Source organism: Streptomyces sp. NPDC014889, from assembly GCF_043081205.1.
Classification (GTDB): Bacteria; Actinomycetota; Actinomycetes; order Streptomycetales; family Streptomycetaceae; genus Streptomyces.
This window is the reverse complement of the sequence record NZ_JBIBWH010000001.1, coordinates 537,043-563,685: the sequence shown is the minus strand read 5'-3', so window position 1 is coordinate 563,685 and position 26,643 is coordinate 537,043. Positions and strand designations below refer to the sequence as shown.

Sequence of the window (26,643 nt, the reverse complement as noted above, 5' to 3'; positions counted from 1 at the left end):
GCGAGCGTGCCGCCGAACGCCTCACCGACACCGAACGAGCCACCGCCCCGCACCACGAGCGCGGGCCACGGCCGGCCACCGCCCCGCTCCCACCGCACCACGTCCGCACCCGGAGGACAGTCACCGCCCCGACCGGGGACCACGACCGCGCTGACCTACCGCCCGGCCACACGCAAGCGTGCGGCTGAAGGCTTCGTCGACGCCGAACGAGCGACCGCCCCGCAGCACGAGTGCGGGCCACGGCCAGCCAGCGCCACGCCGCGCCACGCCCGCGCCCGCGCCCGCGCCCGGAGGACGGTCACCGCCCCGGCCTGGGACCGCAACCGCGCTGACGTACCGCTCGGCCGCGCGCGAGCGTGCCGCCGAACGCCTCACCGACACCGAACGAGCCACCGCCCCGCACCACGAGCGCGGGCCACGGCCGGCCACCGCCCCGCTCCCACCGCGCCACGTCCGCGCCCGGAGGACAGCCACCGCCCCGACCGGGGACCACGACCGCGCTGACCTACCGCCCGGCCGCGCGCAAACGTGCGGCTGAAGGCTTCGTAGACGCCGAGCGAGCACCGCCCCGCAGCACCCGGGCGGCGGGGCGGCCGCCGAACCCGCCGCGCTCCCCGGCGCCCGGCGCCCCGGATCGCCGCGTACGCCGTTCCTCCGCCCGACCGCCCCGCTCGGCTCCGGCCGCGCTCAACCGCCGTGCGCGGAGCGCGCCTTGAAGGCCGCCTTGCGGGCCTCCTTGGCGGTCTTCTTGTCCGGGTGCAGGCGGCCCATCGCCTCCAGTACGTCCGCCGTCTGCGGGTGGTCCACCCGCCAGGCCGCCGCGAAGAAGCCGCTGTGCTGTTCGGCGAGACCCTCGACGAGGGCGTGCAGTTCCTCGGAGTCACCCTCGGCGGCCAGCTGCGCGGCCACCGTGTCGATGGTCAGCCAGAAGATCATCTCCTGGGACGGCGCCGGCACGTCGGCCAGACCGCGCTCGGTCAGCCAGACCCGGGCGAGACCGCCCAGTTCGGCGTCGTCGAGCACTTCCCGCAGCGCCGGTTCGGCCTCCGCGCCGACCAGGGACAGCGCCTGCTGGCAGCGCAGCCGCCGCAGCGGCGCACCCGCGTCCGTGCCGCGCGCCGCGGCGAGCAACTCCCGTGCGGCGGACAGGGGTTCGCGGCTGGTCAGCCACTGCTCGGTCTCCGCGTGCGTGGCCGCGGGCGGAAACCCGGCGGTGCCGTCGAGCAGCGCGTCGGCACCCTTGTCCGCGAGCTCGCCGATCACCGGCGCCCGGCAGCCGGCCTCCAGCAGCCGGGTCCGCAGCCCGTGCAGTCCGAGCGGGGTCAGCCGCACCATGCCGTAGCGGGCGACGTCCACGTCCTCGACCGGCGTGGACGGCTCGTTCTCGGACTCCGCCATCAACTCCTCGTCCACCGGCCGGTACTCGACCAGGCCCGCCGGCTCCAGCAGCCGGAACTGGTCGTCCAGCCGCATCATCGCCTCGGAGACCTGCTCCAGTATGTCGTTGGTGGGCTCCCCCATGTCGCTGGGCACGATCATGGAGGCGGCGAGCACGGGCAGCGGCACCGGACCCGCGCCGGCCCCCTCCGCTCCGGCGGTCAGCCGGTAGAGGTTGGCGAGCACCCCGTCGAGGAACTCCGCCTCCGCCTCGGGGTCCCAGTCCAGCCCGGAGAGGTCGACCGCGCCGCCCTGACCCACCGCTTCGACCAGCGTGTCCAGATCGGGCACGCTCGCGTCGGCCAGCACGGTCTCCAGGGCGTTCGACCAGACCGCGAGCACGTCGTGCGGCGAGCCGCCGGTCAGCAGCTCCAGGTCGGGCCCGGGCGCGACGGCGCCCTCCTCCTCGTCGACGATCCGGACGAGCCCGGTGTCCAGGGCGGCCCGCCAGGCCTCGCTCGCCCCGGCCGCCGCGTCGTCGCCGGTCAGGCCGAGCGCTTCGGCCGCGGCGGGCAGTTGCTCCTGCGCGAGCCCGCCGTCGGCGTCGACCCGTGTCCCGTCCCCGGCCCAGCGCGCGAGCCGCGCGGCGCGGGACAGCAGCGGTGTGGCGAGCGCGTACCGGGCCAGCTCCGGTTCGGAGGTGATCCGCACCGGCGGGAACGAGGACCTGTCTGACATCGGCTGGTTTCTCCTAGGACCGGGGCCCGGAGGGTGGGAAGCCCACGGGCCGGTAAGCCTGACGACTCGAAAGCTCAGCCTAGACGGATTTCGACCCATCCCGTCCGGTTCACCTTTCCGTCACCCCAAGTCCATGACAGAGACCTTGACAACCGACCGGGCCGCGCAGCAGATTGACGCGCGTAGAAATGCGGAGGCGGCTCGTTCCCGTCACGGTCTACGCGCGTGGACCGGTGCCTCCCGCCCGCGTCCCGCGTTCCCGCGTCGCACCCCCGTCGCCGTACTCCGTCATGCCCGAAGGGATCCACTGTGCCCAGCAAGTCCTCCGCGCGTCTCGCCGCGCTGACCATCGCCGCCGTCTGCTCGGCCGCGTCCGCCGTCGTCCTCACCTCTCCCGCGCACGCGGACACCGTGCGCATCCACGACATCCAGGGCGCCACCCGGATATCGCCCTACGCGAACCAGCAGGTCACGGCCGTGCCCGGCATCGTCACCGCCGTGCGCACCTACGGTTCGACCAGAGGCTTCTGGATGCAGGACGCCAACCCGGACAACAACCCCGCCACCAGCGAGGGCATCTTCGTCTTCACCAGCTCCACCCCGACGGTCGCCGTCGGCGACTCCGTCACGGTGACCGGCACGGTCTCCGAGTACGTCCCGGGCGGCACCACCTCCGGCAACCAGTCGGTCACCGAGATCACCAAGCCGACGGTCACCGTCGTCTCCAAGGGCAACCCGGTCCCGGCCCCGGTCGTGATCGACGCCAAGTCGGTGCCCGCCGCCTACGCCCCGGCCGGCAACCCCGCCGCCAACAACTCGATCAACGGTCTGCCCCTGGAGCCGACGAAGTACGCCCTGGACTACTACGAGTCCCTGGAGGGCATGAACGTCCAGATCGCCGACGCCCGGGTGGTCACCGCCACCAACCCCTACAGCGAGCTGTGGGTCACGGTGAAGCCGGACGAGAACCGCAGCACCCGCGGCGGCACGGTCTACGGCTCCTACGACTCCCAGAACACCGGCCGCCTCCAGATCGAGTCGCTGGGCTCCACCGCCGACTTCCCCGTGGCGGACGTCGGCGACACCCTCGCCGGCGCCACCACCGGCCCGATGGACTTCAACTCCTACGGCGGCTACACGATCGTCGCCAACCAGCTCGGCACGCTCAAGAGCGGCGGCCTGAAGCGCGAGACGACCGCCAAGCAGTCCCCCGGCGAGCTCTCGGTGGCCACCTACAACGTCCAGAACCTCGACCCGTCCGACGCCACCTTCGACGAGCACGCCGCCGCGATCGTGCACAACCTCCAGTCGCCCGACATCGTGTCCCTGGAGGAGATCCAGGACAACAACGGCGCCGTGGACGACGGCACGGTCGACGCGAGCGTGACGGTGAACAAGCTGATCGACGCGATCGTGAAGGCCGGCGGTCCGACGTACGACTGGCGCTCCATCGACCCGGTCAACGACAAGGACGGCGGCGAGCCGGGCGGCAACATCCGCCAGGTGTTCCTGTTCAACCCCGCTCGGGTCTCCTTCACCGACCGCCCGGGCGGCGACTCGACCACCGCGGTCGGCGTCAAGAAGGTGAACGGCAACAAGGCCGCCCTGACGGTCTCCCCGGGCCGGATCAACCCCACGAGCGACGCGTGGAAGAACAGCCGCAAGCCGCTGGCCGGCGAGTTCGTCTTCCGCGGCCGCACGGTCGTCGTGATCGCCAACCACTTCGCCTCCAAGGGCGGCGACATGGCCCTGACCTCGCAGTACCAGCCGGTGCCGCGCAGCTCCGAGGTCCAGCGCCACCTTCAGGCGGCCGAGGTGAACGCCTTCGTCAAGGACATCCTGAAGATCGACAAGGACGCGGACGTCGTCGCGCTCGGCGACATGAACGACTTCGAGTTCTCCGGCACGGCGAAGATCCTCGAGGGTGACGGCGAGCTGTGGTCGGCGATCAAGTCGCTGCCCGCGAACGAGCGTTACACCTACGACTACCAGGGCAACCTTCAGGTTCTGGACCAGATCCTGATCAGCCCGGCGATCAAGCGCGGCGGCAACTTCGACTACGACAGCGTGCACGTCAACGCCGAGTTCCACGACCAGACCAGCGACCACGACCCGCAGGTGCTGCGCTTCCACCCGTAACACCCGCGCGTTCCGGGACATTCCGGGACGTTCCGGCAACAGAAGGGCCGCCCCCACCTCTCGGGTGGGGGCGGCCCTCGGGGTGCCGGTGGTCCCGGTGCGCGGCGGCCGCCGGCGCGGAACCGGACGGCCCGCGGCTCAGCGGCGGCGGTTGCGCCGTATCAGCAGTCCGCCCGCGACCAGCACCGCCGCGCCCGCCGCGAGCGCTATCACCATCGGGCGCGGATTGCGCCGGTACGCCTCGACCGCGTTGCTCACCGGGGCGGAATGCCCGGCCCGGGACGCCTGCTCCTGGACCGTGTGCCCGGCACGCGTGGCCCGCTCCTGGACCAGGTGACCCGCGTGCGTGGCCCGCTCCTGAAGCATGTGCCCGGACCGGCCCGCCCCCTCCTGGGTCCGATGACCGGCATGGGTGGCCTTCTCCTGGACGCGGTGCCCGGCGTGCGCGGCCGAGCTGCGCAGTTGGACCGTCAGGGCGCCGGCCTTGTCCATCAGGTCCGCCGCGCGGGCCTTCGCGCGGCCCTTCACGTCCGCCTTGGCCGCCAGTTCCTCGACGGTGTCGCCGAGTTGGCTCCTCGTCTGCTCGATCTGCTGCCTCAGCTCGTCGGGGCCCTTCGCTCCGGTCGGCGTGGTCGCGCCGCCGTCCCCCTGTGTCCTGTCCGTCATCGGTGGTGTGCCCTTTCCTTGATCGCCTCGACGTCCGCCTTGACGCTGCCGAGCATCTCCTCCGGCGTGGGCGGTGTTGCACGGCGCAGCTGGGCGCGGCCGACGATGGCCAGCACGCCGGCGATCGCGAACAGCAAGGCCGTCACGACGAGCGCCGCGGCCCACACGGGCAGCGCCAGCGAGAGGGCGGCGGTGGCCGCGCCGGCGAGCGCGATCAGTCCGACATAGCCGACGGCGCCCGCCGCGCCGAGCAGTCCGCCGCCGCGTCCCATGCGGCGGCCCTTCTCGGTCAGCTCCAGCTTGGCCAGGGCCATTTCCTGCCGTACGAGCTGGGAGAGCTGCTCGGTGGCCCGGTGGACGAGTTCACCCACCGAGTGCTCGCCCGCCGAAGGTACGGCCGGTGCACGGTCGCCCACCAAGGTTTCGGCCGGCAGCCGTTCGTCCAGCGAACGTTCGTCCGGTGAACGGTCGCCCGGCGAGCGGTCGCGCACTGGGCGGCGCTGGTCGGGCGCAGGCCTCACATCGATCGTCCCGGTCACGGTGTCCGCCTCCTCTCGGTCCGGACCATCCGGGTACCCCGGGACCCCGCGACTACCCGTGGCCGGTACCACCAGGACCGCGCTCGCCCAGCCGGGCGAGCTGGGTCTGGAACCAGTCGAGGCGGGCCTGCAACAGGGCGGCCTCCGCGGCGAGTTCGGGCACCCCGAGCCCCTCGGGTCCGGCGAGCGGGCCGCTCGGCGCCCCGGACGCGGCGACCGCCGGGGCGATCAGGGCCGGCCCGCTGCCGCCGGCCACGACCCGCAGTCCGGCCCCGGCCAGCCGGGCGAAGCCGGCGCAGGTCACGGAGGTACGGCCGTGCAGACAGCCCGCGCAGGCGGCGGTCAGCGCCCGCCAGCCGGGCCTGCCCCAGCCCGCGTCGGCCAGGGCGGAGGCGGGCGCGCCGCACGCGCACGGGCCGACCGTCGCCGTGTGCACCCGCTGGCGGGCGTAGCGGAACCCGCGCTCGTAGCGGATGTAGGCGCCGAGGACGGAGACCTCCAGCAGGACGGCGCCGCGGTGCTCGGTCGTGCACAGCAGCGCCTCGGCGGCGGCACGTTCGTGCACGCAGTGGAAGCCGCAGTCGCACAGGCGGGCGGGTGGCCGGTGCCGGCGGCCGTAGACGCAGGCCGCGTCAGCGACGACGCCGTACGGCAGCGCGCCGCCGAGCGACACACCGGTGAAGCGGGCCCGGGTGCCGTCGTGGGACAGCACCGGGTGGGCGATCTTGTATCCGGTCGGCGGCTCCGTCGGGCGTTCCGCGGGCAGCCGGAGCCTCATCGGGCGGCCGGGGCCTCTTCGGGCGCGGCGGCGACCCGCGGTTCCTGGATTTCCTGGCTTTCCCGGACCGCCTCGGGGAGTCCGGCCTCCTCCTCGCGTACCGTCGGCCGTTCCTCCGCGACCCCGGTGGCCAGTGCCTTGCCGAGCTTCATGACGCCTCCCGTGCCTGCCGTCGGTGACCTCCTGCCCATGGTGACGCATCACGCCCGACTTGGACACAGGACACCGTTTCTCCAGCATCACTTACCCATAACCGGAAGAAAAATTAAGTGGAGCTTCACTGTCGGGTCTGCCGAAACTGCTTCCATGACGACGACCACAGCGACCACTCCCGCCCCTCCCTTCGGCCGCGCCCTGTGCGCCATGATCACGCCCTTCACCGCCTCGGGCGGGCTCGACCTCGACGGCGCCCAGCGGCTCGCCAACCGTCTGGTGAGCGAAGGGTGCGACGGAGTCGTGCTCAGCGGCACGACGGGCGAGTCGCCGACCACGACGGACGCCGAGAAGTCGGCGCTGGTGCGGGCCGTGCGCGAGGCGGTCGGCGAGCGCGCCTCGATCGTCGCGGGCGTGGGCACCGCCGACACCCGGCACACCGTCGAACTGGCACTGGCGGCCGAGAAGGCGGGCGCGGACGGGGTGCTGGTGGTGACGCCGTACTACAGCAGGCCACCGCAGGACGCCGTGGAGGAGCACTTCCGTACGGTGGCGGACGCCTCCGGGCTGCCGGTGATGCTCTACGACATCCCCGGCCGCACCGGCACCCGCATCGAACCGGACACCATGCTGCGGCTGGCCGCACACCCCCGGATCGTGGCGGTCAAGGACTGCGCCTACGACTTCCTCGGCACCCAGAAGGTGCTGTCCCGCACCGAGTTGGCGTACTACGCGGGCTGCGAGGAGCACATCCTCGCCCTGTACGCGGTGGGCGGCACCGGATACGTCAGCACGGTCGCGAACCTCGTCCCGCGCCAACTCCGCTCGATCCTCGACGCGTTCGACACGGGCGACACGGCCCGGGCCGCCCGCCTCCAGCAACAGGCCACCGAACTCATCGAGTCGACGATGTCCGCCGGCCTCCCCGGCACGGTCACCGTCAAGGCCCTCCTGAACGACCTGACCCTGCCCGCAGGCCCGGTCCGCCCGCCCCTTCTCCCCGCCCCCCGTGAAACGACCGCTGCCCTGCGCGCGACATACGAACGCCTGCGAGCCGCGTGATCGCGGCTACGCGCCCGCAGTCACGACACCTCCACGACGAACTCCGGGCGGCACGTGGCTCGGTAGTCGTCGAGCGCCCGTCGAAGCATGGCGGCCCCGTGGGGAACACCGTCGGCGAGTTGGTCCCAGCCAAGGAAACGCACAGGCGTGGAAGGCTCGTAGAGTCGATCAGCCGGTGCTGGATCTGTGCACGGCGTGTTCCCAGAGGTCCAGCCCCGCGCGCAGGAGTTCACGTACGGCCTCGGTCTCCTCCGCCGTCCAGGCTCCGTCACCGGCGGTCGGTTCGAGAGCTTCGCCGCCGAAGATCTTCTCGTAGGCGCTGTCGTGGACCGATCCTTGGGCGGGAAGGCGTGGGCCGGCCTTCAGACTGTGGGAGAGGTCTTCGAAGAAGTTCCACGCGTCCAGCAGCAGTCCTGCCGGGACCGAGCCATGGCCAGGGTGCTCGACCCACCGCCGTACAACGACCAGATCGAGAGTGCCTTCGTCCTCCCGGACGAGCTCCCAGCCGTTGCGATCGCGGTGTTCCTGCAGCGTCTCGAGATCATGGAACCCGAGGAGCCTTCCGAGTTCGTCAACGACGAGCTCATCGGCGGCATCGTCCTCTCCGGGTCGCCAGATCAGCGTCAGGTCCCCTGTCCTGGCCGCGATTCGGTACGGATAGTAGTCGACCATGCGGGGGATCTCCCGGTGCTGCGGAGGCACTTGCCACGTGGGCTCCTGCCTGCAATGAACGTGGTGTGGTGACCTCGGTGGCAGCTGGCTGAGCAGGCCGGTGCCGAACTCCCCCTGCCGTGCTCATGCGCGAGCGCCCTCCCGGGCCGGCCTGGGGCCGTGGAAGGGCGCTCAGCGATGACCGACGTCGACAGCTCAACAGCAGGTCAGAAAACGTGGTCAGTTGTGGCTGTGCAGGATCTCGTTCAGGCCGCCCCAGACCGCGTTGTTCGGGCGGGCCTCGACCGCGCCGGTGACCGAGTTGCGGCGGTAGAGGATGTTGGACGCACCGGACAGCTCGCGTGCCTTGACGATCTGGCCGTCGGGCATCGTCACGCGGGTGCCGGCGGTGACGTACAGGCCGGCCTCGACCACGCACTCGTCGCCGAGCGCGATGCCCACGCCCGCCTCGGCGCCGACCAGGCAGCGCTCGCCGATGGCGATGATCACGTTGCCGCCGCCGGAGAGCGTTCCCATGGTGGAGGCGCCGCCGCCGATGTCGGAGCCGTCGCCGACCACGACGCCCGCGGAGATGCGGCCCTCGACCATGGAGGTGCCGAGGGTGCCCGCGTTGAAGTTCACGAAGCCCTCGTGCATCACGGTGGTGCCCTCGGCGAGGTGCGCGCCGAGCCGTACCCGGTCGGCGTCGGCGATGCGGACACCCTTCGGGGCGACGTAGTCGGTCATGCGCGGGAACTTGTCGATCGAGGTCACCTGGAGGTGCAGGCCCTCCGCGCGGGCGTTGAGCCGCACCTTCTCGATGTCGTCCACGGCGACCGGGCCGAGCGAGGTCCAGGCGACGTTCGCGAGGTGGCCGAAGATGCCGTCCAGGCTCTGGCCGTGCGGCTTGACCAACCGGTGCGAGAGCAGGTGGAGGCGCAGGTAGACGTCGTGCGCGTCGATCGGCTTCTCGTCGAGCGAGGCGATGACCGTGCGGACCGCGACCACCTCGACGCCCCGGCGCGCGTCCGGTCCGATCGCCGCGGTGGCGCCGTCGCCGAGCAGCTCCGCGGCCCGCTCGGCGGACAGCCGCTCGCTGCCGGCCGGGCCGGGCTGGTCCGTCAGCTCGGGGGCGGGGAACCAGGTGTCGAGAACGGTGCCGTCGGCGGCGATCGTGGCGAGTCCGGCGGCCACGGCGCCGGTGGTGCGGGGAGCAGTCGTGTCGGTCATAGAAGGAAACCTAACGTGAGGCGGCGCGCCCCGGCGAACCGGTGCGGTGGGCGTCTCATGTGCCGGTCGGGGGCCCGCGCGGCGCCCGCGCCGCGCCGGGTCAGGCGTCCGCGGACGGCCTGATCATCCGGCTCAGCATCTCGCGCGCGTAGCCCTCGTCGTAGGGGGTTCCGGTCAGCAGGACCTGGAGGCAGATGCCGTCCATGAGGGCCACCAGGGCGCGGGCGGTGGTCGGGTCGGTGCGGCGGGAGAGCAGGGCCGCGACGTCCTCGGCCCACTCGGCGGCGACGGGACGGAGCGCGGGGCGGCGCAGGGCGGCGAGGTACAGCTCGTACTCCAGCTCGACCCCGGTGCGGTCACCGGCGAGCCACTCCCCCATCCAGCCCGCGAGCGCCTCCGCGAGGTCGGTGCGCGGGTCGTCGAGGCCGCCCCGCGCGGCGATCACCTTGGCGAAGCCTTCGCTGGCCTGCCCGAGGGCCGCGATCATCAGCTCGTCCAGTGTCCGGAAGTGGTACGTCGTGGAGCCGAGCGGTACGTCCGCCTCCGCGGCCACCGTGCGGTGGCTCAGTCCGGCCAGGCCCTTGGCGCCCACCACGCGCAGCGCCGCGTCGATGATCCGCTGCCGCCGCTCCGGGTCGTACCGCCGGGCCATCAGTGGGCCCCGCCCAGGCTGAGGACGACCACCCCGAGGATGATCAGTACGATCCCGGCGACCTTGGCGAGTCCGAGCGCCTCCCCGAACAGGGCCAGACCGAGCGCGGCGACGGCCGCGGTGCCGATGCCGGACCAGATCGCGTAGGCCGTGCCGATGGCCACGGTCCGCAGGGTCCGGGCGAGCAGCACGAAGGACAGGACGTACCCGACGACGGTCACCAGCGACGGCGCGAACCTGCTGAAGCCGTCGCTGTACTTCATGGCCGTCGTGGCCGCGACTTCCGCGGCGATGGCCCCGGCGAGCATCACGTATCCCATGCGGGCGAGCGTATCCGCCGATGTGTACGACCGTACACAACGAGTCTTCGATCACCGTCGATAATGCTGCGGCGAGTGACGGCACAGACCTGGAGGGGCGCCGCGAGTGAGGGCCGACGACACACCGAAGCCGACCGATCCGCCGAAGTCGCTGCTGGGCCGCGTCTGCCTGGTGCTGGTGATGCTGTTCATGGGGGTGCTGTTCTGCACCTTCGGGGTGGCCGCGACCGCGCATCTCGCCGATGGTCTGAAGTACTCCACGCGTGCTTCCGGCACCCCGGGGCTGCTGAGGATCGACGGATGCGTCACCTCGGGCACCGGCAAGCAGCGCCACACCGACTGCGTCGGCGCCTTCCGGTCCGACGACCACCGTGTCGTGGACACGTACGCGTCCATCGGCGGCCCCCAGAGGAAGGGGGCGGTGCTGCCGGTCCAGCGGGATGCCCGGGGCCACTGCTACACGGTCGGGGTGACCCCGACGGCCTGGCGGCTGTCCGTGATCTGCTTCTGCGTGCTGTGTCTCTTCGGCGGCCTGGCCTCCTTCGGCGGGGCGTTCTGCACCGTGATGCCGCGCACGGGCCGCCGGATCGGCGCCGCGATGCGGTCGTCGGGGATCGCCCGGGCGGTGAGCGGGCTGTGCAAGGCGCTCGGGATCGGTATCGCCGTCTTCGGCGTGGTGAGCCTGTTCGGCCTGATCGGAGGGCTGGTCGTGCGCTGACGCCCAGGGACCGGCGAGAGAAACGGGCGGCACCGGCGAGCGAACGGCGAACGGCGAGGTCCGAGTGGCCCTCGCCGTTCGCCGTTGTGCTCGTCGGTCTCAGACGTTGAACCCGAGTGCCCGCAACTGCTCGCGGCCGTCGTCCGTGATCTTGTCGGGGCCCCACGGCGGCATCCAGACCCAGTTGATGCGCAGCTCGTTGACGAGGCCGTCCGTGGCGGACTTGGCCTGGTCCTCGATGACGTCGGTGAGCGGGCAGGCCGCGGACGTCAGGGTCATGTCGATGGTCGCGATGTTCGACTCGTCGACGTGGATGCCGTAGATCAGGCCGAGGTTGACGACGTCGATGCCCAGTTCGGGGTCGACGACGTCCATCAGGGCCTCGCGGAGCTCCTCCTCCGAGGCCGGCTTCATCTCCACGGTCTCGCTCATGCGGTCTTCCTTTCGGCGTCGGCGCCGCCCAGCGCCTGGGCCGTCGCGTCCTTCCAGGCCATCCAGCTCAACAGGGCGCACTTGACCCGGGCCGGGTACTTGGACACCCCGGCGAACGCGACCGCGTCCTCCAGGACGTCCTCCATCGCGTCGTCGGGTTCGAGCCGGCCCTTGGACTGCATCAGCTCCAGGAAGGTCTCCTGGATCTTCTGCGCCTCGGCCAGCTCCCTGCCGACGAGCAGTTCGTTGAGTACGGAGGCCGAGGCCTGGCTGATCGAGCAGCCCTGGCCCTCGTACGAGACGTCCTTGATCGTTGTGCCGTCGTACTTCACACGGAGGGTGATCTCATCGCCGCACGTCGGGTTCACATGGTGCACCTCGGCGTCGCCATCCCTCAGACCACGCCCGTGCGGGTTCTTGTAGTGGTCCAGGATGACTTCCTGGTACATCGAATCCAGCTTCATGCGATCGCTCGTCCCGTCAGCCGAAGAAGTTCCGTACGTGCTCCAGGCCGTCCACCAGTGCGTCGATCTCGGCCGGCGTGGAGTACAGATAGAACGACGCCCGCGTGGTCGCAGGAATTCCGTACCGCAGGCACACCGGCCGCGCGCAGTGGTGGCCCACGCGCACCGCGATGCCCTGCTCGTCGAGGACCTGGCCCACGTCGTGCGGGTGGATGTCACCGAGCGTGAAGGAGATCGCCGCGCCCCGGTCCTCGGCCGTGGTCGGGCCGATGATCCTCAGGTCGGGGACCTCCGCCAGCCGCCGCACCGCGTACTCCGTGAGCGCGTGCTCGTGGGCGAGGATCTTGTCCATCCCGATCGAGTTCAGGTAGTCGATCGCCGCGCCCAGACCGACCGCCTGCGCGATCGGCGGCGTGCCCGCCTCGAACTTGTGCGGGGCGGGGGCGTACGTCGACGAGTGCATCGACACGGTCTCGATCATCTCGCCGCCGCCGAGGAACGGAGGCAGGTCCTCCAGCAGCTCCTGGCGGCCCCAGAGCACGCCGATGCCGGTCGGGCCGCACATCTTGTGGCCGGTGAAGGCCACGAAGTCGGCCTGGAGCGCCTGGACGTCCAGCGGCATGTGCGGCGCGGCCTGGGAGGCGTCGATGCAGACCAGCGCGCCGACCTCCTGGGCGCGGCGCACTATCGCCTCGACCGGGTTCACGGTGCCGAGGATGTTGGACACCAGCACGAAGGAGACGATCTTCGTCTTCTCGGTGATGACCTCGTCGATGTTCGACAGGTCGAGGCGGCCGTCCTCGGTGAGGCCGAACCACTTCAGCTTCGCGCCCGTGCGCTGCGCCAGCAGCTGCCAGGGAACGATGTTGGAGTGGTGCTCCATCTCGGTGATGACGATCTCGGTCTCGTGGTCCACCCGGTAGGGCTCCTCGGCCCAGCCGAGCATGTTGGCCACGAGGTTGAGCGACTCGGAGGCGTTCTTGGTGAAGATCACCTCGTCGCGGCTCGGAGCGTTGACGAACGCGGCGACCTTGTCGCGCGCGCCCTCGTACAGCGCCGTGGCCTCCTCGGCGAGCACATGCACACCGCGGTGGACGTTGGCGTTGTAGCGCTCGTAGTACTCGCTGAGGGCGTCCAGCACCTGGCGCGGTTTCTGCGAGGTCGCCGCGTTGTCCAGGTACACGAGCTTCTGGCCGTCGTGGACCAGCCGGTCCAGGACGGGGAAGTCCTTGCGGATCGCCTCTGTGTCGAGGAGGCCCGGCAGCTGTGTCACGCGGATGCGCCACCCTTCACGTATGCCTCGTAGCCCTCGTTCTCCAGCTTGCCCGCGAGCGCGGGGCCGCCGGACTCGACGATCCGGCCGCCGGCGAACACGTGGACGTGGTCGGGCTTGATGTAGCGCAGGATGCGCGTGTAGTGGGTGATCAGCAGGGTGCCGACCTGGCCGCTCTCGCGGACCCGGTTCACGCCCTCCGACACGATGCGCAGGGCGTCGACGTCGAGGCCGGAGTCGGTCTCGTCGAGGACCGCGATCTTCGGCTTGAGCAGTTCGAGCTGGAGGATCTCGTGCCGCTTCTTCTCACCGCCGGAGAAGCCCTCGTTCACGTTGCGCTCGGCGAAGGCCGGGTCCATGGAGAGCCGCTCCATGGCCTCCTTGACCTCCTTCACCCAGGTGCGCAGCTTCGGCGCCTCGCCGCGGATGGCGGTGGCGGAGGAGCGGAGGAAGTTGGAGACCGAGACGCCGGGGACCTCGACCGGGTACTGCATCGCCAGGAACAGGCCCGCGCGGGCGCGCTCGTCGACGGACATCTCCAGGACGTCCTCACCGTCGAGGGTGACGGAGCCGCTGGACACGGTGTACTTGGGGTGGCCCGCAAGGGCGTAGGCGAGGGTCGACTTGCCCGAGCCGTTGGGGCCCATGATGGCGTGCGTCTCGCCCTGCTTCACGGTGAGGTCGACGCCCTTGAGGATCTCCTTCGTGGCGTTGTCGGCCTCGACGGTGACGTGCAGGTCTCGGATTTCAAGCGTTGCCATGGGTGCCTCAGGACTCCTGGGTGAGGGAGACGAGCACGTCGTCCCCTTCGATCTTTACGGGGTATACGGGGACAGGGCGCGTCGCGGGAAGCGCGTCGGGCTTGCCGGAACGGAGGTCGAAGCGCGAGCCGTGCAGCCAGCACTCGATGTGGCAGTCGTCGACCTCGCCCTCGGAGAGCGAGACGTTCGCGTGGGAGCAGATGTCGTTGATGGCGAACACCTCCCCCTCGGTCTTCACGACCGAGACCGGCGTGCCGTCGAGTTCCACCCGCTTCGGGGTGTCCTCCTCCAGCTCGCTCAGCCCGCAGACGCGTACGAAGGTGTGGGTCATCCGACCGCCGCCTCCAGCTCCTCCTCGATCTTGGCGATGAGGCGCTCCTCGATGTCCTTGACACCGATCTGCTGGACCAGCTCGGCGAAGAAGCCGCGGACCACCAGACGGCGGGCCTCCTGCTCCGGGATGCCGCGGGCCATCAGGTAGAAGAGCTGCTCGTCGTCGAAGCGGCCGGTCGCGGACGCGTGGCCGGCGCCGACGATCTCACCGGTCTCGATCTCCAGGTTCGGCACGGAGTCGACGCGGGCGCCGTCGGTCAGCACCAGGTTGCGGTTCATCTCGTAGGTGTCCGTGCCCTCGGCCCTGGCCTCGATCAGCACGTCGCCGATCCACACCGCGTGCGCGTCGTCGCCCTGGAGGGCGCCCTTGTAGGCGACGTTCGACTTGCAGTGCGGGGTGTTGTGGGTGACCAGAAGGCGGTGCTCCTGGTGCTGGCCGGCGTCGGTGAAGTACAGGCCGTACAGCTCGGCCTCGCCGCCGGGGCCGGCGTAGGTCACGCGCGGGCTCAGGCGGACGACGTCACCGGCGAAGGTGACGACGACCGACTTGAAGGAGGCGTCCCGGCCGATCAGCGTGTTGTACTGGGCGACGTGCACGGCCTTGTCGTCCCAGTCCTGGATGGAGACGACGGTCAGCTTGGCGCCGTCGCCGAGCAGGAAGTCGACGTTGGCGGCGAGCACCGCGTCACCGGTGTGGTCGATGACGACGACGGCCTCGGCGAAGGCCCCGAGCTCGATGACCTGGTGGCCGTAGGCGACCCCGCCCTGGCCGTGCACCGCGATGCGGATCGGCTCGGTCAGGACGGCCTCCTTGGGCACGGTCACGACCGAGGCCTTCTCGAAGGCGGAGTAGGCCTGGGCGGCGACGCGGTCCACCGGGGTGCCGGCCTTGCCGAGCCGGGCGTCGTCGCGGCCGACGGTCTCGACCGTGACGCCCTCGGGGGCCTGGACGTCCACCTTGACGCCCTCGCCGTCGGCGGTCGCGGTGCCGTCGTGCAGACCGCGCAGCCGCTCCAGCGGGGTGAAGCGCCATTCCTCCTCGCGGCCGTGCGGGACGGGGAAGTCCGCCACGTCGAAGGAGGGCGGCGCGCTCATGCGCGTGGCGACGGTCGACTCGGCGGCGACCGCGATCTGGCCCGCGGTCGTCGAACCGACGGGGATGTTCTGGGCCTCAGCCATGGCTGTCGTAATGCTCGCTTTCTTGCGTATGGGCTGGACGGCGGACTGCGGGCCGGCGATTCACGCCGGCCCGGGTCGGTGCTTAACCGACCGCGCCCTCCATCTGCAGCTCGATCAGCCGGTTGAGCTCCAGCGCGTACTCCATGGGCAGCTCCTTGGCGATCGGCTCGACGAAGCCGCGCACGATCATCGCCATCGCCTCGAACTCGCTCAGACCGCGGCTCATCAGGTAGAAGAGCTGGTCCTCGGAGACCTTGGAGACGGTCGCCTCGTGGCCCATGGACACGTCGTCCTCGCGGACGTCCACGTAGGGGTACGTGTCGGAGCGGGAGATGGTGTCCACGAGCAGCGCGTCGCAGAGCACGTTGGACTTGGAGCCCGCGGCGCCCTCGCCGATCTCGACCAGGCCGCGGTAGGAGGTGCGGCCGCCGCCGCGCGCCACCGACTTGGAGACGATGTTGGACGAGGTGTTCGGCGCCATGTGCACCATCTTGGAACCGGCGTCCTGGTGCTGGCCCTCGCCCGCGAAGGCGATGGACAGGGTCTCGCCCTTGGCGTGCTCGCCCATCAGGTAGACGGCCGGGTACTTCATCGTCACCTTGGAGCCGATGTTGCCGTCGATCCACTCCATGGTCGCGCCCTCGTAGGCCACGGCGCGCTTGGTGACCAGGTTGTAGACGTTGTTCGACCAGTTCTGGATGGTCGTGTAGCGGCAGCGGGCGTTCTTCTTGACGATGATCTCGACGACCGCGGAGTGCAGCGAGTCCGACTTGTAGATCGGCGCGGTGCAGCCCTCGACGTAGTGCACGTAGGCGCCCTCGTCGACGATGATCAGAGTCCGCTCGAACTGGCCCATGTTCTCCGTGTTGATGCGGAAGTAGGCCTGGAGCGGGATCTCGACGTGGACGCCCGGCGGGACGTAGATGAAGGAGCCGCCGGACCACACGGCGGTGTTCAGCGCCGCGAACTTGTTGTCACCCGCGGGGATGACCGTGCCGAAGTACTCCTTGAAGAGCTCCGGGTGCTCCCTCAGCGCGGTGTCGGTGTCCAGGAAGATGACGCCCTGCTCCTCCAGGTCCTCGCGGATCTGGTGGTAGACGACCTCGGACTCGTACTGGGCCGCGACACCGGCGACGAGGCGCTGCTTCTCCGCCTCGGGGATGCCGAGCTTGTCGTACGTGTTCTTGATGTCCTCGGGCAGGTCCTCCCAGGACTCCGCCTGCTTCTCCGTGGACCGCACGAAGTACTTGATGTTGTCGAAGTCGATCCCCGACAGGTCCGAGCCCCAGTTCGGCATGGGCTTCTTCTCGAAGAGCCTCAGGCCCTTCAGACGCAGCTTCGTCATCCACTCCGGCTCCGACTTCTTGCCGGAGATGTCGCGGACGACCTCCTCGTTCAGACCACGCCTGGCAGAGGCACCGGCCTCGTCGGAGTCGGCCCAGCCGTATTCGTAGTTGCCCAGGCCCTCGAGTTCGGGGTGGGCAGTCTCCGTGGGGAGAGTCATGCGGGGTTCCTCCCGGCCGTGCTTGCGGATGCGTTGTGGCTTTGGTGATCGGTCTGGGAAATCTTGGGGATGAACGTCGTGCAGACGCCGTCGCCGTGCGCGATGGTCGCCAGCCGCTGGACGTGAGTACCCAGGAGCTCGGCGAAGATCTCCGTCTCCGCCTCGCACAGCTGCGGGAACTGCTCCGCGACATGGGCGACCGGGCAGTGGTGCTGGCAGAGCTGCTCACCCCGCTGCGGGAGGGGCGCGCTGCGCGCCGTAGCAGCGTACCCGTCCACGCTCAGGGCCTTGGCCAGCGCTTCGGTCCGCTCCTCGGGGGTGACGGCCTCGATCGCCTTGCGGTACGCGCTCGCCTGGGCGGCGATCCGGGCCCGGGCGAAGGCGGCGACCGCCTCCGGCCCGCCCTCCCGCTCGGCGATCCAGCGGAGCGCGTCCGCGGCGAGCTTGTCGTACGACTGGTCGAAGGCGTCCCGCCCGCAGTCGGTGAGCGCGAAGACCTTGGCGGGCCGGCCGCGCGTCCGCGCCCCGTACACCCGCTGCTCCCGTGCCACCACCACGTCGTCGGCGACCAGGGCGTCCAGGTGGCGCCGTACGGCGGCCTGGGTGAGCCCCAGCCGGCCGGCCAGCTCGGCGACGGTCGACGGGCCGTGGTCCAGGATGGACCGCGCGACCCGGTTGCGCGTGGAACGATCCGAGCGCACCCCGGCCGCGAACTCCTCCTGCGGGACCCCCCTGGGGGTCTCCCGAGCCTCGCCGACGTTTTTCACAACGCCATTGTTGCGTAATTCCTCACGGACTGACAAGCGGCCTTGATCCGGACGGGTGGTGCCCTGCGTCACTTAGGCAAACCTAATCCGACCTGCGGAAACGATCTCCGATCGATCAAATGAGTGGCACCCCCCGCAAACGATGCGCCAGACTCCCCGACCATGCCCACACCCCCGCCGACCGGCCCGCTCGTCACCCGGGACACGATCGCCGAAGGACTGCGCGACCTCGGCGTACGCCCCGGCGAGACCCTCCTCGTCCACTCCTCCCTCAGTTCGCTCGGCTGGGTCTGCGGCGGCCAGGTGGCGGTCGTCCGGGGACTGCTCGAGGCGCTCGGTCCCGAGGGCACGCTCGTCGTCCCCACCCACTCCGGCGACCTCTCCGACCCGGCGCACTGGAGCAGGCCTCCGGTGCCCGAGGAGTGGTGGGACACCATACGGGCCACGATGCCCGCCTACGACGCCCGCATCACCCCCTCCTTCGGGGTGGGAGTGATACCGGAGACCGTGCGCACCTGGCCGGGCGCCCTGCGCAGCGCGCACCCGGACGCCTCGTTCACGGCGATCGGGCCGCGCGCCGCAGAAGTCGTGGGCGGGCACGCCACCGACTGCCGGTTCGGCGAGCGGAGCCCGCTCGCCCGGCTGGAGGCGCTCGGGGCCCGGGTGCTGCTGCTGGGCGCCGGGTACGGCTCCTGCACCTGCTTCCACCTGGCCGAGTACCGGATCCCCGCACCGCTCGCCCGGGAGGGCCGGCCGGGGCCGCACGGCTGGGAGATCGTCACCGACGTCTCCGTCACCTCCGAGAAGTTCGACGAGCTCGGGCACGACTTCGAGCGTGACCGGCCGGTGGCCCGCGGCACGGTGGGCGCCGCCCCGTCGCGGCTGTTCCCCGTGGCGGACGCGGTGGCGTACGCAAAGCGGTGGCTCGCGGTGCACCGGCCCCGGGAGGATGACTTCCCTCACCCGGCCGCCTGAGCGGTCCGGCGCGTCCCTAGACTTTGGCCTCATGCGAAGTGAGCCCGTGGTCCAGGTCCAGGCCTTGGTGAAGCGGTACGGCACGAAGACCGCGGTGGACGGCCTCGACCTGGTGGCCCGGGCGGGCGTGACCGCCGTGCTCGGCCCCAACGGCGCGGGCAAGACGACGACGGTCGAGACCTGCGAGGGGTACCGGCGGCCGGACTCCGGCACGGTACGCGTCCTGGGCCTCGACCCCGTGAGACAGTCCGCGCAGCTCAGGCCCCGTATCGGCGTGATGCTCCAGTCCGGTGGCGTGTACTCCGGCGCGCGGGCCGACGAGATGCTGCGGCACGTCGCCAGACTGCACGCCCATCCGCTGGACGTCGACGCCCTCATCGAGCGGCTGGGGCTGGGAAGCTGCGGGCGGACCTCCTACCGCCGGCTCTCCGGCGGCCAGCAGCAGCGGCTGGCGCTCGCCATGGCCGTCGTCGGCCGGCCCGAACTGGTCTTCCTCGACGAGCCGACCGCCGGACTCGACCCGCAGGCCCGCCGGGCCACCTGGGACCTGGTGCGCGACCTGCGCGCCGACGGTGTCTCGGTGATCCTCACCACGCACTACATGGAGGAGGCCGAGCAGCTCGCCGACGACGTCGCGATCGTCGACGCCGGCCGGGTCGTCGTCCACGGCTCCCCGGAGGAGCTGTGCCGCGGCGGCGCCGAGAACACCCTGCGCTTCACCGGCCGCCCGGGACTCGACGTCGCCTCGCTGCTCAAGGCACTGCCCGCCGACTCCTCGGCCGCCGAGCTGACCCCGGGCTCGTACCGCGTCGTCGGCAAGGTCGACCCGCAACTGCTCGCGACCGTGACGTCCTGGTGCGCCCAGCACGGCGTGATGCCGGACCGCATCTCCGTCGAGCGGCACACGCTGGAGGACGTTTTTCTGGAGCTGACGGGCAAGGAGCTGCGCTCATGACCACCGCCACCGCCACCGGTACGTACGCCCCGAAGCCGGGTGCGGCCCCGCTGGCCCGCATGATCGCGGCGCAGGCGGCACTGGAGACGAGGATGCTGCTGCGCAACGGTGAGCAGTTGCTGCTGACCGTCGTCATCCCCACGCTGCTGCTGGTCCTGTTCAGCTCCGTGGACATCGTCGACACCGGCGCGGGCAGGGCCGTGGACTTCCTCACCCCCGGCGTCCTCGCGCTCGCCGTGATGTCGACCGCGTTCACCGGGCAGGCCATCGCGACCGGCTTCGAGCGGCGCTACGGCGTGCTGAAGCGGCTGGCCGCCTCGCCGCTGCCGCGCTGGGGGCTGATGACCGCCAAGACGGCGTCGGTGCTGGTCACCGAGGTGCTTCAGGTCGTGCTGCTGACCGTGATCGCCTTCGCGCTCGGCTGGTCGCCGCACGGCAACCCGTTCGCCGTGCTGCTGCTGATGGTCCTCGGCACGGCCGCCTTCTCCGGTCTCGGCCTGCTGATGGCGGGGACCCTGAAGGCGGAGGCCACCCTGGCCGCCGCCAACCTGGTCTTCCTGCTGCTGCTGGTCGGTGGCGGGGTGGTCGTACCGCTGGACAAGTTCCCGCCCGTCGCCCAGGACGTGCTCGGCCTGCTGCCCATCTCGGCGCTCTCCGGCGGGCTGCGGGACGTGCTCCAGCACGGCGCCGGAATGCCGTGGGGCGCCCTCGCGATCCTCGCCGTCTGGGCGGTGGCGGGGCTCGCCGCCGCCGGAAAGTTCTTCCGTTGGGAGTAGGGCGCGATGGACCCTCGTGAAACGGTGCACAAGCGGACGCCTACGATGGATCGCGTGGCAAACCTGACCCGCGCCGACGCCGTGGCCGCCGCGCGCAACCCGCTCGCCCTCATCGCCGAACGCTGGACCCCGCACCCGCGGACCGTCCGGCGGGCGGCCCTGTCCGCGCTGGTGATGGCGGTGATCATCGTCGTCACCGGCGGCGCCGTCCGCCTGACCGGCTCGGGCCTCGGCTGCCCGACCTGGCCCACCTGCACGGACGACTCGCTGACCACCACCCGCGAGATGGGTGTGCACGGCGTGATCGAGTTCGGCAACCGGATGCTGACGTACGTGCTGTGCGCCGCCGTGGGCTGGGCGATCGTCGCCGCGCGTGCCCAGAAGCCGTGGCGGCGCAGCCTCACCCGTCTCGGCTGGGCGCAGTTCTGGGTGGTCATGGGCAACGCGGTGCTCGGCGGCATCGTGGTCCTGGTGGGCCTGAACCCGTACACCGTCGCGGCGCACTTCCTGCTCTCCTCGGCGCTGATCGCGGTCGCCACGGTGATGTGGCAGCGCACCCGCGAGGGCGACGCCGAGCCGCGCCCGCTGGTCGGCAAGCCGATCCGGCAGCTCGTCGGGTTCCTGGTCCTCGCGAGTGTGCTGCTGCTCGCGGTGGGCACGGTGGTCACCGGTGCCGGTCCGCACGCGGGCGACTCCCAGGAGGTCTCCCGCATCCCGATCGACTGGCAGACGGTCGCCAAGCTGCACGCCGTGCTGGCGTGGATCGTGGTCACGCTGACGTTCGCGCTGTGGTTCATCCTCAAGGCCGTCGACGCGCCGCGGGGCCCGCTGGCGCGGACCCGCGAGCTGTTCCTGATCCTGCTGGGCCAGGGCGTCATCGGCTATGTCCAGTCCTTCACGCATCTGCCCGAGGTCCTGGTCGGCCTGCACATGCTGGGCTCGTGCGTCATGTGGATCTGGGTGCTGCGCGTGCTGCTGTCGCTGCGCGAGCGGCCGGAGGCCGTGGCCGATCTGCCGGGTCCGGCCACCGAGGCGACACTGGCGAAGGCCTGAGGCCGGACCACCCCGGGGCGTCCCGGGGTCGCCCCGGCCGCCCCGGCGTTCAGCCCAGCCCGTACACCCGGATCGCGTTCTCCGCCGCGACCATCGCCGCCACGCGCTGTGCGTCGGCGGGGGACCAGGCGCCCTCGGCGACCCACCCTCCGAGCACCCGTTCCAGGGCCTCCCGGAAAAGGTGTGCGCCCACCACATGCAGTTCGGGCAGTCCGTGTGCCCCGCTGGAGAAGAGGACCTTCCCGAACGGCGCCAGCTCCAGGATCTCGGCGAGGACCGCCGCGGCGCGGGCGCCGGTGCGGACCAGGGCGGCGCCCGAGTCGGCGTAGACGTGCGGGAAGAGGCCGGCGAGGTGGGCGGCGTGGCGGTGGTGGGGACAGCCGTGCAGCAGGACGAGATCCGTGCCCAGGCCCGCCGTCGCCCGGGCGAACTCCGTCAGCGACGCCGGACCCGCGCGGTCGGCGCCCGATGCCGGCCCGCCGGTCCCCCCGTGCAGTTGGAGCGGCCGTCCGGAGGCCACCGCGGTCCACAGCAGATGCCCCAGCAGCACCGGATCGTTCAGTTCGCCGCCGGCCCGCCGCCCGGCCAGCCAGCGGCCCGCGGCGCCGCGCACCTCCCCCGGTCCGGGCGGTCTGGGCGCGAGCGCGGCCCCGTGCCGTAGGCCGGCCACGGAGGTCAGGGCGACGGCGTGCGCGGCGGCGCCGTGCACCGCCTCGGCGAGGTTGGCGAGGAACGACGCGACGGTGCCGGAGGTGTCGGCGACCTGCTCGGCCAGCGGTTCCAGGCGGACGATCTCGTGTGCGGCCGCGCCGCCCGCGGCCGCCATCTCGCCGGGCCCGGTCAGATCGCCCCGCAGCCCCGTGTCGACGAGGTAGGTGGTGATGCCGCTGCCGCGCAGCAGACGGCGGCCGGCTTCCAGCACGCCGAGTTCCCGGCGCCGGGCGAGATAGCGCGCGGGCGGGCAGTGCGGCTCCAGGCCGAGCAGCGGCGGGCACCAGCGGCGCAGGGCGAAACCGGTCTGGGTGTCGAAGAGCGTGGTGCCCGGCGCGGGCGGGCCCTCGGTGCGGGCCAGCCGGGCCTCGAACGTGCCGAGGCCCAGCTCGGTTCTGAGCACCCCGTGGCAGTGCTGGTCCACGAGGGACGGCGTTTCGATCATCCGGTTCTCCCGACGCTGGACCTCTGCCTCCTTGAAGGTCCTAACGGGTGAACCGGCCGTCAGGTGACTGCCGGCCCCGGTGTCCGGATCCGGTCAGCGGTTGGACGGGCCGCCCACCTGGAGTCCCGCCATGCGGCTCCACTCGTACGGGCCCGTCCGCACCTTGGCCGCGAGCGCGCCGTCGAACGTCTCGTGGACGGTGATCCCGGACTTCTCCACCGCCTTCTCGGCGATGGCGTACGTGGGGGCCACGAGGTCGCCCCAGGTGCCGTCCTCGCCGACCAGGACGATCCTGGCGCCGCGCTCCCCGAGGTACGCGACCTGCCCCTCGGCGCCTCCGTGGGCCTTGGAGAAGGAGCCGATCCGCCGGGCGAGACGGGCGGCCCTGCGCTCGGCCCTGGGGTCAACCTGCTGCGTGTCTGCCATGGCCAGATGCTACCCGCGAGTAGATCAAACAGCGAAGGGCGGGGTGCGTGGCCTTGACCACGTACCCCGCCCGTGGGGCGTCCCGGCGAGAGGTCAGCGCAGGAAGGGATCCACCGCCACCGCCACGAACAGCAGCGACACATAGGTGATGGACCAGTGGAACAGGCGCATCTCCCTCAGCTTCACGCCGGTCGCCTCGGCCTTGGCCCGGTTCTGCAGCGCGTGCGCCTCCCACAGCCACCAGCCGCCCGCGGCCAGCGCCACCACCGTGTAGAACCAGCCGGTGTAGCCGAGCGGGGTCAGCAGCAGCGAGACCGCGACCATCACCCAGCTGTAGATCACGATCTGCCGGGCGACCACCTTGTTCGAGGCGATGACCGGCAGCATCGGCACGCCCACGCGCGCGTAGTCCTCCCTCACCTTCATGGACAGCGGCCAATAGTGCGGCGGCGTCCAGAAGAACATCACGAGGAAGAGGATGACGGGCGCCCACGACATCGAGTCGGTGACCGATGACCAGCCGATCAGCACCGGCATGCAGCCGGCGATGCCGCCCCACACGATGTTCTGCGACGTGCGCCGCTTCAGGATCATCGTGTAGACGACGACGTAGAAGAGGAGCGCGCCGAGCGACAGCCACGCGGACAGCCAGTTGACGGTGAGGCCGAAGAGCAGCGTGGAGACGACGGCCAGCGTGATGCCGAAGGCCAGGCACTCGCGCGGGCTGACCATGCCGGTGACCAGCGGACGCTGGGAGGTGCGGTCCATGAGCGCGTCGATGTCGCGGTCGATGTACATGTTCAGCGCGTTGGCGCCGCCCGCGGACAGGTAGCCGCCGACGCACGTGAGCACGACCAGTCCCAGGTCGGGCACGCCCCGCTGGGCCAGGAACATCACCGGAACGGTGGTGATCAGCAGCAGCTCGATGATCCGCGGCTTGGTCAGCGCCACGAACGCCTTGACACGGGCCCCGAACGGCCGGTGGCTCGGGCTCTGGCTCGCACCGAGCTCCCCCACAGCCTTGAAGGCGTGGGTGGTGCCCCCACCCGCTGGACGGGATTCGACGGCCGTCACGCACACCCCTGACAGAGACTCCCAGCGAGCCGCCCGTGTGAACCGACGGTAAGGACTCGCGCGTACCACGCCACTGTAGACGTTGCCCAGACCCGGACATTCGCGGGGGTCGGGTCGTGTTGGCAGGGCCCTCCGGAAGGGCACGATCCGGCTCGATTGAGCGATCGAATGAGCAGGTCCGTATTCATGTGCCGAATGCGATTCCGACCAGCGGGGAGGCGGATCTCAGAGAGTCCCGGCACTCTGGAACGACGCGGAAAAACGCACGTTCTGACGGGATAGGCTCGACAAAGGCCGGCCGACGCCGAGAACGCCGGCAACCGGTGCGCGGTCCCCCCGTACGCCGGCATCCGACATGTGGAGAGGAGCCCTGACCCAGGGTGAGCATCAAGCCGACCACCACAGACCTCGAGTGGACCGAGTTGGACCAGCGTGCCGTGGACACCGCGCGCGTCCTGGCCGCCGACGCCGTACAGAAGGTCGGCAACGGCCATCCCGGTACGGCGATGAGCCTGGCTCCCGTCGCCTACACCCTCTTCCAGAAGGTGATGCGGCACGACCCGGCCGATCCGCAGTGGGTGGGGCGCGACCGTTTCGTACTGTCCGCCGGCCACTCCTCCCTGACCCTCTACACCCAGCTGTACCTGGCCGGTTTCGGGCTGGAGCTGGACGACCTGAAGTCCTTCCGCACCTGGGGCTCGAAGACGCCCGGCCACCCGGAGTACGGGCACACGGCGGGCGTGGAAACCACGACCGGCCCGCTCGGCCAGGGCGTCGCCAACGCGGTGGGCATGGCCATGGCCGCCCGCTACGAGCGCGGTCTGTTCGACCCGGAGGCCCCCGCGGGCGAGTCCCCGTTCGACCACTTCGTCTTCTGCATCGCCGGTGACGGCTGCCTCCAGGAGGGCATCTCCGCCGAGGCGTCCTCGCTGGCCGGCCACCAGAAGCTCGGCAACCTGATCCTGCTGTGGGACGACAACCACATCTCGATCGAGGGCGACACCGAGACGGCCGTCTCCGAGGACACCGTCAAGCGGTACGAGGCCTACGGCTGGCACGTGCAGCGCGTGGAGCCCAAGGAGGACGGCGACCTCGACCCGCAGGCGATCCACGCGGCCGTCGAGGCGGCCAAGGCCGTCACCGACCGGCCGTCCTTCATCGCGATGCGCTCGATCATCGCCTGGCCGGCCCCGCACGCGCAGAACACCGAGGCCGCGCACGGCTCGGCACTGGGCGAGGACGAGGTCGCGGCCACCAAGCGTGTCCTCGGCTTCGACCCCGAACAGCACTTCGAGGTCTCCGACGAGGTGCTGCGCCACACCCGCGCCGCCGTCGAGCGGGGCCGCCGGGCCAGGGCCGAGTGGGAGAAGTCCCTCCAGGTCTGGCGCGAGGCCGACGCCGAGCGGGCCGCCGAGTTCGACCGGATCGCCGCGGGCGAACTGCCCGCCGGCTGGGACGAGAAGATCCCGGTGTTCGAGGCGGGCAAGGGCCTCGCCACGCGCGCCGCGTCCGGCAAGGTGCTCCAGGCGCTCGGCGAGGTGATCCCGGAGCTGTGGGGCGGCTCGGCCGACCTCGCCGGCTCGAACAACACCACCATCGACAAGACGTCGTCGTTCCTGCCCGAGGGCAACCCGCTGCCGGAGGCGAACCCGTACGGGCGCACCATCCACTTCGGCATCCGTGAGCACGCCATGGCCGCGGCCATGAACGGCATCACGCTGCACGGCAACACCCGCATCTACGGCGGCACCTTCCTGGTGTTCTCCGACTACATGCGCAACGCGGTGCGCCTGTCGTCCCTGATGCACCTGCCGGTGACGTACGTCTGGACGCACGACTCCATCGGTCTGGGCGAGGACGGCCCCACCCACCAGCCGGTCGAGCACCTGGCCTCGCTGCGCGCCATCCCGGGTCTGAACATCGTGCGCCCGGCCGACGCCAACGAGACCGCGATCGCCTGGCGCGAGATCCTGCGCCGCTGGACCAAGGAGTTCGGCAAGGGCGCCCCGCACGGTCTGGCGCTGACCCGCCAGGGCGTGCCGACGTACGAGCCCAACGACGACGCCGCGCGCGGCGGTTACGTCATGTTCGAGGCGGAAGGGCCCGACGGGCAGAACACCGAGGCACAGGTCGTCCTGATCGCCACCGGTTCCGAGGTGCACATGGCCGTGGAGGCCCGTGAGCGGCTCCAGTCCGAGGGCATCCCCACCCGTGTGGTGTCCATGCCGTCCGTGGAGTGGTTCGAGGAGCAGGACCAGGGGTACCGGGACAGCGTGCTGCCCCCGGCCGTGCGGGCGCGCGTCGCGGTCGAGGCAGGTGTGGGTCTGACCTGGCACAAGTACGTGGGAGACGCCGGCCGCATCGTTTCCCTGGAGCACTTCGGTGCTTCGGCGGACGCCAAGGTGCTGTTCCGCGAGTTCGGCTTCACTGCCGAGAATGTGGCCGACAAGGCCCGGGAATCCATCGCCGCCGCCCAGCGCTGACGCTCATAT

General features: G+C 71.2%; 28 protein-coding genes. 8 read left to right on the top strand and 20 right to left on the bottom strand.

Going from position 1 to position 26,643, the window contains the following annotated elements:
* Window positions 1-687: 687 nt before the first annotated feature.
* Window positions 688-2,115 (bottom strand): hypothetical protein, encoded by a 1,428-nt coding sequence (locus tag ACF09J_RS02550; protein ID WP_392303518.1) that lies wholly within the window; start codon window positions 2,113-2,115, stop codon window positions 688-690.
* A gap of 309 nt (window positions 2,116-2,424) precedes the next feature.
* Here ACF09J_RS02550 and ACF09J_RS02545 point away from each other — a divergent pair, with 309 nt between their 5' ends.
* Complete coding sequence (locus ACF09J_RS02545) at window positions 2,425-4,254, top strand: endonuclease/exonuclease/phosphatase family protein (RefSeq protein WP_392303517.1); 1,830 nt, start codon at window positions 2,425-2,427, stop codon at window positions 4,252-4,254.
* 138 nt (window positions 4,255-4,392) lie between these two features.
* On the opposite strand, the gene ACF09J_RS02540 is transcribed toward ACF09J_RS02545, so the two are convergent.
* The 4 genes from ACF09J_RS02540 to ACF09J_RS02525 form a co-directional block, all read right to left on the bottom strand.
* The gene (locus ACF09J_RS02540) at window positions 4,393-4,920 is read right to left on the bottom strand and encodes a DUF3618 domain-containing protein (protein WP_392303516.1); all 528 of its coding nucleotides are present in this window, start codon (window positions 4,918-4,920) and stop codon (window positions 4,393-4,395) included.
* A complete protein-coding gene (locus ACF09J_RS02535; protein ID WP_392303641.1) occupies window positions 4,917-5,336 on the bottom strand; it encodes a phage holin family protein in 420 nt (139 codons plus the stop codon). Before ACF09J_RS02535 ends, ACF09J_RS02540 begins: the two co-directional genes overlap by 4 nt.
* Before the next feature lie 175 nt (window positions 5,337-5,511).
* A complete protein-coding gene (locus ACF09J_RS02530) occupies window positions 5,512-6,237 on the bottom strand; it encodes a hypothetical protein (protein ID WP_392303515.1) in 726 nt (241 codons plus the stop codon).
* Window positions 6,234-6,389 carry a hypothetical protein gene (locus ACF09J_RS02525; protein ID WP_392303514.1) on the bottom strand — a complete coding sequence of 52 codons (156 nt, stop codon included), beginning with the start codon at window positions 6,387-6,389 and terminating at the stop codon, window positions 6,234-6,236. Before ACF09J_RS02525 ends, ACF09J_RS02530 begins: the two co-directional genes overlap by 4 nt.
* A 154-nt stretch (window positions 6,390-6,543) precedes the next feature.
* Here ACF09J_RS02525 and dapA point away from each other — a divergent pair, with 154 nt between their 5' ends.
* On the top strand, window positions 6,544-7,452 hold the full coding sequence (gene dapA / locus ACF09J_RS02520; RefSeq protein ID WP_392303513.1) for a 4-hydroxy-tetrahydrodipicolinate synthase: 909 nt from the start codon (window positions 6,544-6,546) through the stop codon (window positions 7,450-7,452).
* A 168-nt stretch (window positions 7,453-7,620) separates the two neighbouring features.
* On the opposite strand, the gene ACF09J_RS02515 is transcribed toward dapA, so the two are convergent.
* The 4 genes from ACF09J_RS02515 to ACF09J_RS02500 all read right to left on the bottom strand — a co-directional run bounded on the left by ACF09J_RS02515 (window position 7,621) and on the right by ACF09J_RS02500 (window position 10,305).
* Window positions 7,621-8,124: a hypothetical protein gene (locus ACF09J_RS02515; RefSeq protein ID WP_392303512.1), complete on the bottom strand. Its 504-nt coding sequence runs from the start codon at window positions 8,122-8,124 to the stop codon at window positions 7,621-7,623.
* 219 nt (window positions 8,125-8,343) lie between these two features.
* On the bottom strand, window positions 8,344-9,333 hold the full coding sequence (gene dapD / locus ACF09J_RS02510) for a 2,3,4,5-tetrahydropyridine-2,6-dicarboxylate N-succinyltransferase (protein ID WP_392303511.1): 990 nt from the start codon (window positions 9,331-9,333) through the stop codon (window positions 8,344-8,346).
* 100 nt (window positions 9,334-9,433) lie between these two features.
* On the bottom strand, window positions 9,434-9,985 hold the full coding sequence (locus ACF09J_RS02505) for a TetR/AcrR family transcriptional regulator (RefSeq protein ID WP_392303510.1): 552 nt from the start codon (window positions 9,983-9,985) through the stop codon (window positions 9,434-9,436).
* Entirely contained in the window at window positions 9,985-10,305 is a 321-nt protein-coding gene (locus ACF09J_RS02500; RefSeq protein WP_392303509.1) for a DMT family transporter, read from the bottom strand. Before ACF09J_RS02500 ends, ACF09J_RS02505 begins: the two co-directional genes overlap by 1 nt.
* A gap of 106 nt (window positions 10,306-10,411) precedes the next feature.
* Between ACF09J_RS02500 and ACF09J_RS02495 the strand changes: the two genes are divergently transcribed.
* The gene (locus ACF09J_RS02495; protein WP_392303508.1) at window positions 10,412-11,023 is read left to right on the top strand and encodes a hypothetical protein; all 612 of its coding nucleotides are present in this window, start codon (window positions 10,412-10,414) and stop codon (window positions 11,021-11,023) included.
* Between the two features lie 99 nt (window positions 11,024-11,122).
* Here the strand turns inward: ACF09J_RS02495 and ACF09J_RS02490 are convergent, their stop codons facing one another.
* The 8 genes from ACF09J_RS02490 to ACF09J_RS02455 form a co-directional block, all read right to left on the bottom strand.
* A complete protein-coding gene (locus tag ACF09J_RS02490) occupies window positions 11,123-11,455 on the bottom strand; it encodes a metal-sulfur cluster assembly factor (protein ID WP_100569477.1) in 333 nt (110 codons plus the stop codon).
* Window positions 11,452-11,919 carry a Fe-S cluster assembly sulfur transfer protein SufU gene (gene sufU, locus ACF09J_RS02485; protein WP_392303507.1) on the bottom strand — a complete coding sequence of 156 codons (468 nt, stop codon included), beginning with the start codon at window positions 11,917-11,919 and terminating at the stop codon, window positions 11,452-11,454. Before sufU ends, ACF09J_RS02490 begins: the two co-directional genes overlap by 4 nt.
* A 16-nt stretch (window positions 11,920-11,935) precedes the next feature.
* Window positions 11,936-13,192 (bottom strand): cysteine desulfurase, encoded by a 1,257-nt coding sequence (locus ACF09J_RS02480; protein ID WP_392303506.1) that lies wholly within the window; start codon window positions 13,190-13,192, stop codon window positions 11,936-11,938.
* On the bottom strand, window positions 13,189-13,953 hold the full coding sequence (sufC, locus tag ACF09J_RS02475; RefSeq protein WP_392303505.1) for a Fe-S cluster assembly ATPase SufC: 765 nt from the start codon (window positions 13,951-13,953) through the stop codon (window positions 13,189-13,191). Before sufC ends, ACF09J_RS02480 begins: the two co-directional genes overlap by 4 nt.
* 7 nt (window positions 13,954-13,960) lie before the next feature.
* The gene (locus tag ACF09J_RS02470) at window positions 13,961-14,284 is read right to left on the bottom strand and encodes a non-heme iron oxygenase ferredoxin subunit (protein WP_100569481.1); all 324 of its coding nucleotides are present in this window, start codon (window positions 14,282-14,284) and stop codon (window positions 13,961-13,963) included.
* Window positions 14,281-15,465, bottom strand: coding sequence for a Fe-S cluster assembly protein SufD (sufD, locus tag ACF09J_RS02465; RefSeq protein WP_392303504.1), 1,185 nt, complete (start codon window positions 15,463-15,465; stop codon window positions 14,281-14,283). Before sufD ends, ACF09J_RS02470 begins: the two co-directional genes overlap by 4 nt.
* A gap of 82 nt (window positions 15,466-15,547) precedes the next feature.
* Window positions 15,548-16,969 carry a Fe-S cluster assembly protein SufB gene (gene sufB / locus ACF09J_RS02460; RefSeq protein WP_392303503.1) on the bottom strand — a complete coding sequence of 474 codons (1,422 nt, stop codon included), beginning with the start codon at window positions 16,967-16,969 and terminating at the stop codon, window positions 15,548-15,550.
* On the bottom strand, window positions 16,966-17,736 hold the full coding sequence (locus tag ACF09J_RS02455; RefSeq protein ID WP_392303502.1) for a helix-turn-helix transcriptional regulator: 771 nt from the start codon (window positions 17,734-17,736) through the stop codon (window positions 16,966-16,968). Before ACF09J_RS02455 ends, sufB begins: the two co-directional genes overlap by 4 nt.
* Window positions 17,737-17,898: 162 nt before the next feature.
* Here ACF09J_RS02455 and ACF09J_RS02450 point away from each other — a divergent pair, with 162 nt between their 5' ends.
* From ACF09J_RS02450 to ACF09J_RS02435, 4 genes are read left to right on the top strand one after another with little or no spacing between them, the layout of a single operon-like run.
* Window positions 17,899-18,711 (top strand): aminoglycoside N(3)-acetyltransferase, encoded by an 813-nt coding sequence (locus tag ACF09J_RS02450; protein WP_392303501.1) that lies wholly within the window; start codon window positions 17,899-17,901, stop codon window positions 18,709-18,711.
* Window positions 18,712-18,742: 31 nt separating this feature from the next.
* On the top strand, window positions 18,743-19,666 hold the full coding sequence (locus ACF09J_RS02445; protein ID WP_392303500.1) for an ABC transporter ATP-binding protein: 924 nt from the start codon (window positions 18,743-18,745) through the stop codon (window positions 19,664-19,666).
* Complete coding sequence (locus ACF09J_RS02440; protein WP_392303499.1) at window positions 19,663-20,442, top strand: ABC transporter permease; 780 nt, start codon at window positions 19,663-19,665, stop codon at window positions 20,440-20,442. Before ACF09J_RS02445 ends, ACF09J_RS02440 begins: the two co-directional genes overlap by 4 nt.
* A gap of 45 nt (window positions 20,443-20,487) precedes the next feature.
* Window positions 20,488-21,495 carry a heme A synthase gene (locus ACF09J_RS02435; RefSeq protein ID WP_392303498.1) on the top strand — a complete coding sequence of 336 codons (1,008 nt, stop codon included), beginning with the start codon at window positions 20,488-20,490 and terminating at the stop codon, window positions 21,493-21,495.
* Between the two features lie 49 nt (window positions 21,496-21,544).
* On the opposite strand, the gene ACF09J_RS02430 is transcribed toward ACF09J_RS02435, so the two are convergent.
* From ACF09J_RS02430 to ACF09J_RS02420, 3 genes are all read right to left on the bottom strand, one after another.
* The gene (locus tag ACF09J_RS02430) at window positions 21,545-22,651 is read right to left on the bottom strand and encodes an amidohydrolase (protein WP_392303497.1); all 1,107 of its coding nucleotides are present in this window, start codon (window positions 22,649-22,651) and stop codon (window positions 21,545-21,547) included.
* Window positions 22,652-22,744: 93 nt separating this feature from the next.
* On the bottom strand, window positions 22,745-23,077 hold the full coding sequence (locus tag ACF09J_RS02425; protein ID WP_392303496.1) for a hypothetical protein: 333 nt from the start codon (window positions 23,075-23,077) through the stop codon (window positions 22,745-22,747).
* 93 nt (window positions 23,078-23,170) lie between these two features.
* Window positions 23,171-24,157: a heme o synthase gene (locus ACF09J_RS02420; RefSeq protein WP_392303495.1), complete on the bottom strand. Its 987-nt coding sequence runs from the start codon at window positions 24,155-24,157 to the stop codon at window positions 23,171-23,173.
* Window positions 24,158-24,531: 374 nt separating this feature from the next.
* Here ACF09J_RS02420 and tkt point away from each other — a divergent pair, with 374 nt between their 5' ends.
* On the top strand, window positions 24,532-26,634 hold the full coding sequence (gene tkt, locus ACF09J_RS02415) for a transketolase (protein ID WP_392303494.1): 2,103 nt from the start codon (window positions 24,532-24,534) through the stop codon (window positions 26,632-26,634).
* Window positions 26,635-26,643 lie beyond the last annotated feature (9 nt).